The 14530-nt window shown below is 60.4% G+C and carries 13 protein-coding genes; 2 read left to right on the forward strand and 11 right to left on the reverse strand.

What is annotated here, in order from left to right:
- The first annotated feature begins 114 nt into the window (after window positions 1–114).
- On the forward strand, window positions 115–1299 hold the full coding sequence (locus ACEUKI_RS07335) for an IS256 family transposase (RefSeq protein WP_131218582.1): 1185 nt from the start codon (window positions 115–117) through the stop codon (window positions 1297–1299).
- Here the strand turns inward: ACEUKI_RS07335 and ACEUKI_RS07340 are convergent.
- The 11 genes from ACEUKI_RS07340 to ACEUKI_RS07390 all read right to left on the reverse strand — a co-directional run bounded on the left by ACEUKI_RS07340 (window position 1251) and on the right by ACEUKI_RS07390 (window position 14276).
- Window positions 1251–1727 carry a peroxiredoxin gene (locus ACEUKI_RS07340; RefSeq protein ID WP_374156652.1) on the reverse strand — a complete coding sequence of 159 codons (477 nt, stop codon included), beginning with the start codon at window positions 1725–1727 and terminating at the stop codon, window positions 1251–1253. The genes ACEUKI_RS07335 and ACEUKI_RS07340 overlap by 49 nt on opposite strands.
- Window positions 1728–1855: 128 nt before the next feature.
- Window positions 1856–2728 (reverse strand): nitrilase-related carbon-nitrogen hydrolase, encoded by an 873-nt coding sequence (locus tag ACEUKI_RS07345; protein WP_374156653.1) that lies wholly within the window; start codon window positions 2726–2728, stop codon window positions 1856–1858.
- Between the two features lie 17 nt (window positions 2729–2745).
- Window positions 2746–3288 carry a hypothetical protein gene (locus ACEUKI_RS07350; protein ID WP_165498934.1) on the reverse strand — a complete coding sequence of 181 codons (543 nt, stop codon included), beginning with the start codon at window positions 3286–3288 and terminating at the stop codon, window positions 2746–2748.
- On the reverse strand, window positions 3288–3455 hold the full coding sequence (locus ACEUKI_RS07355; RefSeq protein WP_179133408.1) for a hypothetical protein: 168 nt from the start codon (window positions 3453–3455) through the stop codon (window positions 3288–3290). The genes ACEUKI_RS07350 and ACEUKI_RS07355 overlap by 1 nt, the downstream gene beginning before the upstream one ends.
- A gap of 97 nt (window positions 3456–3552) precedes the next feature.
- The gene (locus ACEUKI_RS07360) at window positions 3553–4410 is read right to left on the reverse strand and encodes an HAD family hydrolase (protein ID WP_374156654.1); all 858 of its coding nucleotides are present in this window, start codon (window positions 4408–4410) and stop codon (window positions 3553–3555) included.
- Between the two features lie 152 nt (window positions 4411–4562).
- Entirely contained in the window at window positions 4563–5411 is an 849-nt protein-coding gene (locus tag ACEUKI_RS07365; protein WP_007053343.1) for an ABC transporter ATP-binding protein, read from the reverse strand.
- A 173-nt stretch (window positions 5412–5584) separates the two neighbouring features.
- Window positions 5585–6835 (reverse strand): glycogen synthase, encoded by a 1251-nt coding sequence (glgA, locus tag ACEUKI_RS07370; protein ID WP_374156655.1) that lies wholly within the window; start codon window positions 6833–6835, stop codon window positions 5585–5587.
- A 129-nt stretch (window positions 6836–6964) separates the two neighbouring features.
- Window positions 6965–7429 carry a hypothetical protein gene (locus ACEUKI_RS07375; protein WP_080784866.1) on the reverse strand — a complete coding sequence of 155 codons (465 nt, stop codon included), beginning with the start codon at window positions 7427–7429 and terminating at the stop codon, window positions 6965–6967.
- 76 nt (window positions 7430–7505) lie between these two features.
- Window positions 7506–9044 (reverse strand): glutamate synthase subunit beta, encoded by a 1539-nt coding sequence (locus ACEUKI_RS07380; protein WP_374156656.1) that lies wholly within the window; start codon window positions 9042–9044, stop codon window positions 7506–7508.
- Window position 9045: 1 nt separating this feature from the next.
- Window positions 9046–13617, reverse strand: a complete 4572-nt coding sequence (gene gltB / locus ACEUKI_RS07385; RefSeq protein ID WP_374156657.1) for a glutamate synthase large subunit — start codon at window positions 13615–13617, stop codon at window positions 9046–9048.
- Between the two features lie 398 nt (window positions 13618–14015).
- Window positions 14016–14276: a transposase gene (locus ACEUKI_RS07390; protein WP_374156658.1), complete on the reverse strand. Its 261-nt coding sequence runs from the start codon at window positions 14274–14276 to the stop codon at window positions 14016–14018.
- Here ACEUKI_RS07390 and ACEUKI_RS07395 point away from each other — a divergent pair.
- Complete coding sequence (locus ACEUKI_RS07395) at window positions 14173–14508, forward strand: substrate-binding domain-containing protein (protein WP_374156659.1); 336 nt, start codon at window positions 14173–14175, stop codon at window positions 14506–14508. The two genes, ACEUKI_RS07390 and ACEUKI_RS07395, sit on opposite strands and share 104 nt — an antisense overlap.
- Window positions 14509–14530 lie beyond the last annotated feature (22 nt).

Raw genomic sequence — 14530 nt, forward strand, 5'->3', positions numbered from 1 at the left:
GAGATTTTGCGCACTTTGGTTTGGGCTTGAGATAGGGGCATGGCCCGTGTCCTGTGTACGATTTTCAGTCGCCAGACATTAGAAAACCGCGATTGGAAACGAGGGCACGAAGCCATGTCACAGCAGATTCTACAGGTCGACCAGGCCATGTTGGAAACCACCCTGGACCGGATGGTCCGCAAAAGCGTCGAGGAGACCCTGAACGCGATGCTCGACGCCGAGGCCGACGAGATCACCGGCGCCGCGCGCTACGAGCGCAGCGGGGACCGCAAGGCGTACCGGGCCGGCCACTACGAGCGCGACCTGACCGTCAAGGCCGGCAAAATGAGCCTGAAAGTGCCGAAACTCAAGGGCGCGGTGTTCGAGTCGGCCGTGATCGAACGATACCGTCGGCGTGAGGAGAGCGTCGAGGAGGCCTTGATCGACATGTACCTGGCCGGCGTCTCCACCCGCCAGGTCGATGATGTCAGCCGGCTCCTGTGGGGCGACCGCATGCCCTCGCAGACCCTGAGCGACAAGCTCAAGCGCGTCTATGCGGATATCGACGCATGGCGGGGCAGGCCCCTCGAACAGGATTACCCGTACCTGTTCATGGACGGCGTGTGGCACAAAAGGTGCTGGGGCGGGTCCGTGGAGAACGTGAGCATCCTGGTGGCCATCGGCGTCGGCATGGACGGGCGGCGCGAGGTGCTTTCGGTGGCCGAGGGCATGAAGGAGGACGCGGAAAGCTGGCGCGAATTCATCAAAGGCATGCTCGCACGAGGCCTCAAGGGCGTGAGACTGGTGACGGGAGATCGGTGCGCGGGGCTGGTCGCCGCCGCGGGCGAGCTGCTGCCCGATGCCCGCTACCAGCGGTGCATGGTGCATTTCGAGCGCAACATACTCGCCAGGGTCAACCCCGGGAACCGCGACTGGGCGGCCGACGCACTGAAGGCCGTGTTCTCCATGGAATCACGCGACAAGGCGTTGGAGAAGGCCGAATCCGTCGCCCGGGACATGGAATCCAGGAAACTCAAGGAGGCCGCCAAATGCCTGCGCGAGGGCATCGGCGAGACCACGACCTACCTGCTCGACGACTACCCGCGCGAGCATAGGCGTCGGATCCGCACCAACAACATGATCGAACGGCTCAACCGCGAGATCAGGCGCAGGACCCGCGTGGTCGGCTCGTTCCCCGACGGACGCAGCGCGTTGATGCTCGTCTGCGCGAGGGTCCGCTACGTGACATCCGACGAGTGGTCGACGCGCCGCTACCTCGACATGTCAAGGCTCGGTGAGACCGTACCAGCAGCGAACTGATCACCGCCACAGGGACGGGCGAAGACCAAAGTGCGCAAGAGTTCGGGCACTACCAGCGGGAACGTGAGATGATCACGCTCGGCAAACTTGCGCAGCTTATCGAGCGAATCCTTGGAGACGCCAAGCACCGTAACGTTTTTCGACGCCAATCGGGCGAGATTGTCGCGGAAATCGCAGGCCTCGGTGGTGCAACCGGGCGTCATCGCGGCCGGGTAGAAATACAGCACTACCTTGCGGCCGCCCTTGAGCACTTCGGACAAGGTGAGAGAAGTTTCTTGCGAATCGATATCAGATTCGGCTTCAGCAGGTGATGCAGAATTTGGGACAATCGCCGGCAGAGTGAAATCTGGTGCCTCGCTCCCCTCACTCAGACGAGCGTATGCAGGAGCTTGGGAGGAATCATGAACAGTAGCAGTCATGCGTCCCATAATAGGCGTCCGAGCCCGCGATATCTATCACGGACTCTCTCTGACCACTGATTGCGTCAATAATTCGGCACGTTACATTCGAAGTAATATGCCATCAAAGCGTCGACAGCGAACTCCAAAAGGCTCGACTAATCACGCAACTGCGGGTCGGTAAAACGACAATTCTGCAGAACCGGCATTATCTGGCGTGCGGAAACAAGGCATTCGCGACTAAGCCCAGTAGCAATAAGCTCGGCTCCCTCATCACCCGCCGACGCAACAATCTCACCCATCGGATTGATGATACGGCTGCATCCGATATTCCGCGAACTCACCTCACTGCAGGCCAACACATAACAAGTGTTTTCCAATGCGCGAGCCGTAGTCAGCAACTTCCAATGCTGTTCTTTCAGCGGACCGCGCACCCAAGCGGCACTTACGACGATCACACCGGCACCACGTACGGCCAGCGAGCGCGCGGTTTCCGGGAAACGCACGTCATAGCAGGTCATGACGCCGATTTTCCAACCGTCAATATCAACGATGGGCGGTAACTCGGCACCAGGCCTCACCACGTCGGACTCGCGGGCCGAGAACGCATCGTACAGATGTAATTTGCGATATGCAGCGATAATCTCGCCATAACGAATCACGAGGAACATATTGGAAACGCGCGAGTCCGCATTCTTCATCGATTCCGGAATGCCTGATCCCGACGCGCTCACTTCCGGCGCAACATGTACGGTGCCCATCAGCGCAATATGCCGTTGCGCGCTGATACGCCGCAAGCCGTCTACAAACAGTCCATCCAGTGATTGCGCACGCGCGGCAGCATATGAATCGTCATCGCCACGCCGCGCAATCAAACCTTCCGGCAATACCAGCAACTTCGCGCCGCCCGCCGCAGCATCACGCGCAAATCCGTCAATAATCTCCAGATTCCGTTCCGGCTCCTCCGCCACCGTAAACTGCGCAACCGCGACGGACAGATGACCACTATCTTCGCATGATGAACAAACCATTTTGAATTCACAATTCTCTATGCTCGGCGCAGCATACGTTGTGCCGCGTCGCAAAGTTTCATGAAGCCAATCGGATGAAGCACCGTAGTATGGGAAGGCACATCTTTGAATGAATCCGCGAACTGCTTATCTCGTGTGACAAGGATCGTTTGCACGATGCCCGGAGTATTCCTGATTTCATGGCATGTGCCGAATACCACTCCATCTTCATGATCCAAGGGTGGCACGTGTTCTTCCCCGATAAATCCGGTCAACATAATATCAACAAGATTGTCATGGAATTGATCGAGGAATGATTTCGCCGAAGATTCCGACCATTCCGGCAATCTGCTTAGCTCATGCTGTACCGTGTCTTTGATGTGCAGCGAGCTGCCAAGCTTTAAATCATACGGACCAAATTTTCCTGCTAGCACGCATTGAAAAGCATCGATTTCGGCTTGTAAAGGCCTACTTGCAGTTCTGAAATTACGCAAATTAGCTAGCGACGCGTCAAACCCTAGAGCTTCTGCCACATCGATATAAATATTGCAGTCGAAAATGACACATACGGCGGAGCTCATCAGCTCTCCAGAAGTTGCTTCAAATAAGCTGAATCATGCACCCGCACTGGTCGAGTATCCTCATCAAAGCCTTCATTGGTGTCTACCTGCTGCTTGATGAAATCAAAAGCCTGCTGAGGAGTGACACGAACGCTGACTTCCATCTGTTCTTTCATTATCGTCGGCATAAGATCGTTCCCTCCTTCCCCGTTCAGTATATATTCAACTTATTTATTAATACTACAGCACGAAAGGATCCTTCGTCTGAGAGCAAACGACATAGCCTCACACCAGTCCCAACGTCTTGAAGGCGTTGGCCAGGCCGTCCTGGTGAATATCGGTGGTGGTGAAGTCACAAAAGGCTTGGATGCCGTGGATGGCGTTGCCCATGGCCACGGATGTGCCGGCGGCTTTGAGCATGGCGGTGTCGTTGTCGGAGTCGCCGATGGCGATGGTGTCGGCAACGGAGTAGCCAAGCAAGGAAGCCACGTCGCGTACGGCGGTGCCCTTGTCGATGCCGTTGATGAGTAGTTCGCCGTTATTCGGCGAGATTTTGTCGTATGAGCCGTGCACGAGCTCGAACCAGGAGGCAAGATCATGCTGGGTGTCCTCGAAGGAAACATCCGGCTCGGGCCCGGTGAAATATGATCCCTTGCTCACATGAATCGTATGTCCCAACGTGGAGCCGGCCGGGACCTCGACCTCGTCCAGCAGATGCCAGAACCGCACAAACTCACCACGATTCCACGTCTTGCCCTTGGACTCCAGATGGCGGCGATAACCTTCGGAAATGTACATGCCGTCCGCACCCTGCCATTGGTAGCTTTCGATATGATGCTCGGCGAAATACGCCATCGCCGCATCGATGGCTTCGGGCGATACGAGGTGCTGGAACAGCAGCTTGTCACCGATGTTTGCCTGCGCGCCCGCCACGGACACCACGCCGTCGAATCCAAGACCCAGAATGTTGCGTTCGATTTTCGGCACGGAACGACCGGTGCAGATGAAGAGCTTGTGACCGTTGGCTTGGGCTCGCGCACACGCCGTTTTTGCCGACTCCGGCACAATATGATTCTCATCAGCCAGCGTGCCGTCGATATCAATGAATACGAGCTTGCTACTAGTCATGTCGCTTTCCGTCATATGTCGAACCTTCCCAAGTCAGCTTACGCTGACAGCCCCCTCCAGAGGGGGACGAAGAGAAAAATAAAACCTGCCGAAAAAGGGAAAGTACTGCTGACACCTCCCCCAGTCGGCTTGGCCGACGGCTTCCGCTGGCGGAGGCCAAAACGGCATCACACGGCGTAGGCGGCCCAGCGGCCGTGGGTGTGCTGGACTTCGATGGGCATACCGAACAATTCCGACAAGCGTTCGTCGGTCAGGCCATTCTCCAACGAACCGGTGTAGACGATGGTGCCAGCACCGGGATTACCCATTGAATCCACGCCCGCTTCAGTGGCGTCCTCAGCAGGTATCGGCTTGCGACCCATAATGGCGATATGGTCGAAGCCGGCCGGAATCTCCTCCAGTCGATGGGTGACCAGCACCACGGCACGCTCGGAGTTCTCTTCGCCGATTCGGCTCAATGTGCGCATCACCTGCTCACGACCACCCAAGTCGAGGCCAGTGGTCGGCTCATCCATGATGAGCAGCTCGGGATCTCCCATCAGCGCACGGGCGATCAATACGCGGGTGCGCTCGCCCTCGGACAGTCGCCACATCTCCTTGCCTTCCAGATAGGAGACGCGAAAATCGCGCAGCAGCTGGCGGGCGCGGGCGTATTCCTCTTGCGTGTAGGTGTCGCGCCAGCGTCCGGTCACGGCGGACAGGCCGGTGACCACGGCGTCCAGCGGGTCCTCGAACTCGGGGAACTGCCGGCCCAGGTCGGCAGAGGCGAGACCGATGCGGGTACGCAGTTTGAATACGTCGTATTTGCCGAGTTGATGGCCGAGGATGAATACGCGGCCCTCTGAGGGGAAGGTGCGGGTGGCCAGCATGCCGACTGCGGTGGATTTGCCGATGCCGTTCGGACCGAACAGCACCCAACGCTCCCCCGCGTTGATGGTGAGGTTCACGTCGGTGATGATGACGCGACGGTTGCGCCGGAATTCGACGTTGTCGAGTTGGAGGACGGTGTTTGTCATGAGTGAAATACTACCTATGATTCGCGGTCTGAGGACTCCCCCAGTCCGCTTCGCCGACTCCCCTCAGTCACCTGCGGTGACAGCTCCCCTCAGAGAGGGGAGCCAAGAAACCGGCACCTGAGGGGAGCTGGCCGGCGCAGCCGGACTGAGGGGAGACAACGCAGCAGCGCTACTCACTTCTTCTGCTCGTCGAGCACGGACTGGTAGACCTCGACGGTCTTGTCACCGATGGACTCCCAGCTGAACACGTCGCGGGCGCGTTCGTAGCCGGCCTGGCCCATCTTCTTGGCGAGTTCGGGGTCAGCCATGATCTTGTCGATAGCGGCGGCCATATCGTGCACGAACTTGTCCGGATCGGTGGGGGTGCCGGTGCCGTCGTGCAGCTGGTCGATCGGAACCAGATAGCCGGTTTCGCCGTCGACCACGACTTCCGGGATGCCGCCGGTGGCGGATGCGACGACCGGCAGACCACAGGCCATGGCCTCAAGGTTCACAATACCCAGCGGCTCGTAGATGCTCGGGCAGATGAAGGCATCGCAGCCATGCTCCAGCGCGTTGAGCTCCGGCTTGGGCAGCATTTCCTCGATCCACACGATGTTGCCGCGCTCCTCATCCAGCTTGGCGAACGCGTTCTTGACTTCCTCGGCGATTTCCGGAGTGTCGGGCGCACCGGCGCACAGCACCACCTGAATGTCCTTGGAAATCAGGTGCAGTGCCTTGAGCAGGTACGGCAGGCCCTTCTGGCGGGTGATACGGCCCACGAACAGCAGGGTGGGCTTCGAACGGTCGATGTGGTAACGATCGAACACCTTCCAGCCCGGGTCGTCAGGGGCCGGGGTGGCGAAGTCGGCCATGGTGATGCCGTTGTACACCACAACCACCTTGTTCGGATCGAGGTTCGGGTAAGCAGTCAGAATATCCTTGCGCATGCCACCGGAAACGGCGATCACACGATCGGCGTGTTCGTAAGCATCCTTCTCAGCCCAAGAGCTCAGATTGTAGCCGCCGCCGAGCTGCTCACGCTTCCACGGGCGGAACGGCTCCAGAGAGTGCGCGGTAATAACCAATGGAGTGCCGTGCAGCATCTTGGCCATGTAGCCCGCTAAGCAGGCATACCAGGTGTGCGCGTGGATGATGTCGGCGTCCACATCATTGGCGATCTGCAAATCAACGCCGAAGGTCTTCAATGCGGGGTTGGCATCAGCCAGCTCAGAAGGCGTGTCATAGCCGACGACCTTCAAGGTGCCCTTAGCATCGGCAGCATTCGGGATAGCAGGAATGTCCGCCTCGGTGCGCTTGCCATCAAACGCACGCACGGTCACGTCAATGCGCTCGGCCAAAACCTTGGACAGCTCCTCGGCGTGTACGCCGGCACCGCCATACACATGCGGCGGGTATTCGCGGGTTAGAATATCAACTTTCATCGGACTGCCTCTCCTTCGTGCGTCAGAAAGAAACTCAAGCACTTCTTACTTTAGGGCACCGCATACGAGAAAACGCACAACTTCCGTCGTGCGTTTTGCTTTTTCAAGCCGGATTTACCAGACAAAAGATCAGACGGCCGTGCCGTTCTGATCCAAATTCGGATTGTGCTTGGAATCGCCAGCCGTAAAGAACAGGCTCAGCACACCCACAATGAACACCGCGGAAACGGTGATGATCAGCCACATCGGATGGCTTGGCAGCCACATAACCACGAAGAACGCGATAATCGCGATGGCGATCAGCGTCCAGCTGCCCACGCGGAACCATTGACGCAGCGAATGCGGTGCCTTGAACATCCTCGGATTCGTGTAGTTCGGGTTAGTGGTCAGCAGGGTTTCGGTGTCCGCAATCGTACCGCCGCTGGGCTTCCATTCGGTGCCGTCGGTGCCGTCCTGCAGACGCTGGGACTTCTGCTGCAGCTGGTATTCGTCAATCATTCCCGAGCGACCGCGGCCGTGGGTCTGGTCGTACTGCGACGGCACTCCCCTACGATTGGCCTTGGCCTGTGCACGACGTTCTGCACGATTCGCCATCTCACTCACCCCTTTATCCGCAAAAAAAGAATCCTGCGGTAGATATTACCGCAGGATTCATCCAAACAGCGCGTTTTCAGCGAGGCAGCATCATCGGACGCTGGCTGGCCTTGATCGGAGCCGGCAGCTCACTGGTCTGCTCGCTGGAGAGGTACTCGTCCACGGCTGCGGCGCAGGAGCGGCCTTCGGCGATGGCCCAGACCACGAGGCTCTGGCCACGGCCGGCATCGCCGCACACGAACACGCCGTCCTGGGAGGTGGCGAACTTGTCATTGCGGGCGATGTTGCCGCGCCCGTCGAGTTCGACGGGCAGCTGGTCGAGGATGGTCTCGGTGTCCGGGTGCAGGAAGCCCACGGAGATGAGGACCAGATCGGCCGGCAGCACGCGCTCGGTACCGGGCTGGCGGGTGAAGGGGCCGTTCTCGCCGGGGGCCACGGAGACGACCTTCAGGCCGGTGACGTGACCGCGTTCATCGGCCACGAAGCCTTCGGCGGTGGTCGAGTTGTCGATGGTGACCTTGGCCTTCTCCTCTTCGGTGCCTTCGAAGTTCACCGAGTCGGTCGAGTAAATGTACTCGCCACCCTCTTCCATGGAGGAAGTCTTCTGGTAGGTGCGGGCGAAGGTCGGCCACGGGCTGTCGTCCGGGCGTGAAGACGGCTCTTTCGGCATGATCTGCAGCACGGTGACGTCCTTCGCACCCTGACGGATCGAGGTACCGAGGCAGTCGGAACCGGTGTCGCCACCGCCGATGACGATGACGTGCTTGTCCTTGGCGGTGATGTCGTGCACCGGTTTGACGCCGAAGATACGGCGCGTGGCGTCGGGCAGGAAGTCGAGGGCGAAGTGGATGCCGTCAAGCTCGCGGCCCGGAATCTTCATATCGCGCGGCACGCGGGAGCCGATGGCCACCACGACGGCGTCGTAACGGTCACGCAGGTCATCCCACGTGATGTCCTTGCCGATTTCCACGTTGGTGCGGAAGCGGGTGCCTTCGGCCTCCATCTGCTTGACACGGCGGTCGAGCAGACCCTTTTCAAGCTTGAAGTTCGGGATGCCATAACGCATCAGACCACCGATGGCGTCGTCCTTCTCGTAGACGACGACAGTGTGGCCGGCGCGGGTGAGCTGCTGTGCGGCGGCGAGGCCGGCAGGGCCGGAGCCGACGATGGCGACCGTCTGGTCGGTCAGACGCTGCGGGGGCAGCGGCTTGACGTAGTCCAAATCCCATGCCTGGTCGATGATGGTCTGCTCGTCAAGCTTGATCATAGTCGGCGGCTGGTGGATGCCGAGCACGCAGGCCTGCTCGCATAGGGCCGGGCAGATGCGGCCGGTGACTTCGGGGAAGTTGTTGGTCATGGACAGACGGTTGTAGGCGTCCTCCCACTTGCCCTGACGGACCAGATCGTTCCATTCGGGAATCAGGTTGCCCAGCGGGCAGCCGGTCATGCAGAACGGGGTGCCACAATCCATGCAGCGGGCCGCCTGCGTTCGGGTCCACGGTTGCAGGCCGGTTTCGGCGTGAACGTCGAACCAGTCCTTGATACGCTCCTCAACGGGGCGTTCAGCCAGCTCTCGGCGGGTACGGACCTTCAGGAATCCTCTCGGGTCGCCCATGTCAGCGCGCTCCTTCCATAACCTGCTCGTACACCTTTTCCCAGGCGCCGGGCGCATTGAAATCTACATTGTTGGCCTTGGCTTCTTCCATGGCCTTCGTCATGGCCACGAACTGCTTCGGCACTACGTGCGTGAACCTCTTGACGGTTTCGTTCCAGTCCTCCAGCAGAGCCGCAGCGAACTGAGAACCGGTTTCCTCGGCATGCTGCTTGACCAGTGCGTACACCAGCTTGGAGGTTTCGGCATCAAGCGACTTGAAGAGCAGTGCACCGGACTTGATGGCACCCGGGTTGACCTTCTTCATATCGAGGTCAAGCACATAAGTGTTACCGCCGGAGAAGCCTGCGCCGAAGTTGCGTCCGGTGGGGCCGAGCACCACAACAGTGCCGCCGGTCATGTACTCGCAGCCGTGGTCGCCCACGCCTTCGACCACGAACGTGGCACCGCCGTTACGAACGCCGAAACGTTCGCCGGCGCGACCGGCTACGAACATCTGGCCGGAAGTGGCGCCGAAACCGGTGACATTGCCGGCGATGACGTTGCTGTGCTTGTCGAAGGTGACGTTGTCTTCCGGGCGCACGATCATGCGACCGCCGGACAGGCCCTTGCCGGCGTAGTCGTTGACTTCGCCGTAGATGCGCATGGTCTCGCCGCGCGGGATGAACGCACCGATGGACTGGCCTCCGGAACCGTGCAGGGTCATGTCGATGGTGTCGTCCGGCAGACCTTCCTCGCCGTAACGGCGGGTGATCTCGTAGCCGACCATGGTGCCGACCGTACGGTTGACGTTGCGAATCAGCATTTCGATGCGCACGGGTTCCTTGTGTTCGAGGGCCGGCTGGGCCAGCTCGATGAGCTTGTTGTCCAGGGCCTTTTCGAGCTCGTGGTTCTGCTCGATGGTCTGGTGCAGGATCGTGCCGGGCACCGGGCCGGACTGCTTGAGGACGTTGGACAGGTCGATCCCGTCGGACTTCCAGCGCTTGATGGCCTCGTTCTGGTCCAGGCATTCGACGTGGCCGATGGCCTCTTCCAGCGTCTTGAAACCGAGCTGGGCGAGGATCTCGCGCACTTCCTCAGCAATGAACATGAAGAAGTTGACCACGTACTCGGGCTTGCCCTTGAAGCGGGCACGAAGCTCCGGGTCCTGGGTGGCAATGCCCTGCGGGCAGGTGTTCTTCTGGCAGGCGCGCATCATGACGCAGCCTTCCACGATCAGGGCTGCGGTGGCGAAGCCGAATTCCTCGGCACCAAGCAGGGCGGCGATGACCACGTCACGACCGGTCTTGAGCTCGCCGTCGCACTGGACGACGATGCGGGAGCGCAGGCCGTTCAGGATCAGCGTCTGCTGGGTTTCGGACAGGCCGATCTCCCACGGGGTGCCGGCGTGCTTGATGGCGTTGAGCGGGGCTGCACCCGTACCGCCGTCGTAGCCGGAGATAAGCACCACGTCGGCATGGCACTTGGCCACACCTGCGGCGATGGTGCCGACGCCGAACTCGGAAACGAGCTTGACGTGGATACGTGCCTTCGGGTTGGCCATCTTCGCATCGTTGATCAGCTGCTTCAGATCCTCGATGGAGTAGATGTCGTGGTGCGGCGGCGGAGAGATGAGTTCCACGCCCGGGGTGGCGTGGCGGACCTTGGCGATCCACGGCGGGACCTTGGCTCCGGGCAGGTGGCCACCCTCACCAGGCTTGGCGCCCTGGGCGAGCTTGATCTGCAAATCGGTGGCGTGCACGAGGTAATCGGAGGTCACGCCGAAGCGGGCGGACGCGATCTGCTTGATGCGGCTGTAGCACTGCGGGTCGTTGATACGGTCGTCGGATTCGCCGCCCTCACCGGAGTTGGAGCGTGCGCCAATCGAGTTCATGGCGATGGCGAGCGTCTCGTGGGCTTCCTGCGAGATGGAGCCGTAACTCATGGCACCGGTGGAGAAGCGCTTGACGATCTCGGAGGCCGGCTCGACTTCGGAGATGTCGATGGGCTTGCGGTTGGTGTTGAACTTCATCAGGCCACGCAGGGTCATGAGACGGTTCGACGTGTCGTTGATGTGGTGCGAATACTTCTTGAACATCTGGTAGTCGCCACGCTGGGTGGACTGATGAAGCAGGAAGATGGCCTCGGGATCGTTGAGGTGGTCCTCGCCGGTGCGACGCCACTTGTAGTCGCCGCCGGTGCGCAGGTTGCGGTGCGGGGATGCGCTCCACTGGTTCGGGTAGGCCACGCGGTGGCGGATGGCCACTTCCTCGGCGATTTCTTCAAGGCCCACGCCGCCCACACGGGAGGTGGTGCCGGTGAAGTATTCGTCGATGACTTCCTGGCTCAGGCCCACAGCCTCGAACAGCTGCGCGCCACGGTAGCTCATGATGGTGGAGACGCCCATCTTGGACATGATCTTGAGCACGCCGGTGGAAAGCGCCTTGGTGAGGTTCTTCACGGCGGTGTCCGCATCGACCTTGAGGTAGCCGTTGCGGGCCAGATCTTCCACGGATTCGAATGCCAAGTACGGGTTCACGCAGGCGGCGCCATAGGCGATGAGGAGCGCGACATGGTGGATCTCGCGCACATCGCCGGCCTCGACGGCCATGGAGATCTGCGTACGGGTGTGGCGGCGCAGCAGGTGATGCTGTACGGCGGAAGTCAGCAGCAGGGACGGAATCGGGCCCCACGTGTGGTTGGATTCACGGTCGGAGAGCACGATGAAGTTCTTGCCGTTGGCGATGGCCTCGTCGATTTCGGCGAAGATCTCGGCAAGGCGCTCTTCGAGGGCCTTGCCGCCGCCGGCGACCTGGTAGAGGCCCTTGACCACGTACGGGCGGTAGTAGCCGCCGAGGATGCGGGCCTTGTCAAGGCGCTTGAGCTGGGCCATCTCATCAGAGTTGACCACAGGCAGCGGAATCAGAATCTTCTTGGCGTGCAGCTCGGAATCGGCCAGCAGGTTCGGCTCGGGGCCGATGGCGGATTCGAGCGAGGTGACGATCTCCTCACGCTCCCAATCCAGCGGCGGGTTGGTGACCTGCGCGAACTTCTGGGTGAAGTAGTCGAACAGCATGCGGCTGCGGCTGGAAAGCGCAGGCATAGGCGCATCGTTACCCATGGAACCGAGCGGTTCCTTGCCGGTGTTGGCCATCGGCGTGAGCAAGAGCTTCAGATCCTCTTCGGTGTAGCCGAAGGCGCGCTGACGGCGCTGGACGGACTGGCCGGAGTGGCTGACGTGCTCGCGGCGGGGCAGGTCGCTCATTTCAACGGAGTTGCCTTCCACCCACTTGCGGTACGGGTGCTGGGCAGCGAGGTTCTTCTTGACCTCTTCATCGGGAATGATGCGGCCTTCGGCGGTGTCGACCAGGAACATCTCGCCGGGCTCAAGACGGCCCTTGGACACGATGTGCTCCTGCGCGATCTCCGGAATCACGCCGGCCTCGGAAGCCAGAACAATGTAGCCGTCATCGGTGAGCTGCCAACGGCCAGGACGGAAGCCGTTGCGGTCGAGCAGAGCGCCGACCTGGGTACCGTCGGTGAAGACGATATCGGCCGGGCCATCCCACGGCTCAATCAGCGTGTTGTTGTACTCGTAGAAGGCGCGCACGTCCGAATCGAGATCCGGGTTCTTCTCCCAAGCCGGCGGCAGCATCATGCAGATGGCGTGCGGCAGGGAACGGCCGGCGAGGTGCAGTAGTTCGAGACACTCGTCGAAGGTGCCGGAATCGGAGTAGCCCGGGGTGGTGATGGGCAGCAGCGGCTCGAACTCGCCGAGCAATTCGCTGCTCAGGCGACCTTCACGGGCGGAGAGCCAGTTGCGGTTGCCCTGGATGGTGTTGATCTCGCCATTGTGGGCCAGCAGGCGGAACGGCTGGGCCAGCGGCCAGCTCGGGAACGTGTTGGTGGAGAAGCGGGAGTGGACGATGGCGATGGTGGCCTTCATGCGCTCGTCGTTCAGATCCTCAAAGAAGTGAGTGAGCTGCATGGTGGTGAGCATGCCCTTGTACGTGATGGTACGGGCGGACAAGGAGGCGAAGTAGACGCCTACCTCATGCTCGACGCGCTTGCGGATGCGGAAAGTCTTGCGATCCAAGTCCACGCCGGCCAGAGAGCCGTCCGGAGAGGCGACCACAAGGGTCTTGAATCCCGGCATGGCGGCAAGGGCCTGCAGACCAAGACCGTCCGGGTTGGTAGGCACCACGCGCCATGCGAGGACTTCGAGTCCCTCCTCGCGCACGATCTTGGCAATGGCCTGTTCCTGCTGACCGGAGGCTTCGATGTCGCGGTCGAGGAAGGCGATGCCTGCGGCATAGTGGCCGGCTTCCGGCAGTTCGGCGGGCACAGTGGCACGCATGAACTCATCCGGCATGCTCATCAGAATGCCGGCGCCGTCGCCCGTGTTCTCCTCGGCACCCACGGCACCGCGGTGGTCGAGATTGACCAGCACCTCAATGGCGTCGGTGACGATTTTGCGTTCAGGACGCTTGTTCAAAGTGGTGACCATACCCACACCACAGGCGTCATGCTCGTTGGCGGGATCATACATGCCGTCCGGAGCGTGGACCGTGAGATCGAGCGGGGCTTTGAATGTCACCGAAATCACCTCAATTGGTTGTGGACACGTAAGGAAATCGTGTCTCTTCGTTCATTGCCGTTGACACAGTACCGTTGCTCCATGTCATTTACGTTTCGTGTGTCCATATACCGAGTAGGCAAAAAAGTCAATAGTGATTCTTAAGCAATTTTTTTATGGCCAGTTATGGGGGTATTTCGAACTTTTTCGCTCGAAATGTCTATTTGACCACACGAAAATACGATACGGAAACGTCCGTATCGTGAAATGCTGCGTTGGGTGATGTTACGGATTGGCGGCTGTGGACCACCCTCAGTCATGCTTCGCATGACAGCTCCCGCCAGCGGGAGCGATAAATGCGAACTGCCAGTCAACGGTAAGGTTGACTGGCAGTTCGCATTGATACAAGGCGCAATAGTCTATAAGCGTTTGTTGCCCCGTCTGGAGGGTCTCTCGCCTTTGATGCTGGTGCCGGGCTGGCCGGCGACCGGAGCGATGCCGGCGCGGGCGGCCAGGTGGACGGCCAGGTGGGCCGCGCTTTTGAAGTTGGCGATGTCGCCGCCGATGCCGAGCGGGATGCTGCTTGCGGTCCTGACGCCTGTCCCGGGCGATTGTGGCATCCTGTGCATGTCTGACACCATAGCGATCGGCGCGCTCCGCGAACTCACCGAACATGGCATCCGCGTGCCCGACGACGTACGGCTCATGGGATTCGACGGCATCCCCTTCTCCGCCTGCGCCAACCCACCCATTAGCACTGTGGCGATGGACGTCCCCGCAATGGCTCGTACGGTTATCGATCGCATGGTGACGCTGATCGAGTCGAACCTACGGCATGAACGGCCCGATGACATCACCCATGACCATATCCAGTTCCAGGTGATGCCACGCACGTCGACTTTGGCCGCCTGATACCGGCCGGCACCCTTATGAG

Origin of the sequence: Bifidobacterium sp. 2450, from assembly GCF_041900695.1 — a bacterium.
GTDB classification, from domain to species: Bacteria; Actinomycetota; Actinomycetes; order Actinomycetales; family Bifidobacteriaceae; genus Bifidobacterium; species Bifidobacterium longum.

Coding starts and splice junctions, on each gene's coding strand:
- ACEUKI_RS07335 (WP_131218582.1), top strand. CDS start 115: ATGTCACAGCAGATTCTACAGGTCGACCAGGCCATGTTGGAAACCACC.
- ACEUKI_RS07340 (WP_374156652.1), bottom strand. CDS start 1,727: ATGGGACGCATGACTGCTACTGTTCATGATTCCTCCCAAGCTCCTGCA.
- ACEUKI_RS07345 (WP_374156653.1), bottom strand. CDS start 2,728: ATGGTTTGTTCATCATGCGAAGATAGTGGTCATCTGTCCGTCGCGGTT.
- ACEUKI_RS07350 (WP_165498934.1), bottom strand. CDS start 3,288: ATGAGCTCCGCCGTATGTGTCATTTTCGACTGCAATATTTATATCGAT.
- ACEUKI_RS07355 (WP_179133408.1), bottom strand. CDS start 3,455: ATGCCGACGATAATGAAAGAACAGATGGAAGTCAGCGTTCGTGTCACT.
- ACEUKI_RS07360 (WP_374156654.1), bottom strand. CDS start 4,410: ATGACGGAAAGCGACATGACTAGTAGCAAGCTCGTATTCATTGATATC.
- ACEUKI_RS07365 (WP_007053343.1), bottom strand. CDS start 5,411: ATGACAAACACCGTCCTCCAACTCGACAACGTCGAATTCCGGCGCAAC.
- glgA (WP_374156655.1), bottom strand. CDS start 6,835: ATGAAAGTTGATATTCTAACCCGCGAATACCCGCCGCATGTGTATGGC.
- ACEUKI_RS07375 (WP_080784866.1), bottom strand. CDS start 7,429: ATGGCGAATCGTGCAGAACGTCGTGCACAGGCCAAGGCCAATCGTAGG.
- ACEUKI_RS07380 (WP_374156656.1), bottom strand. CDS start 9,044: ATGGGCGACCCGAGAGGATTCCTGAAGGTCCGTACCCGCCGAGAGCTG.
- ACEUKI_RS07395 (WP_374156659.1), top strand. CDS start 14,173: ATGCTGCTTGCGGTCCTGACGCCTGTCCCGGGCGATTGTGGCATCCTG.
- ACEUKI_RS07390 (WP_374156658.1), bottom strand. CDS start 14,276: ATGCCATGTTCGGTGAGTTCGCGGAGCGCGCCGATCGCTATGGTGTCA.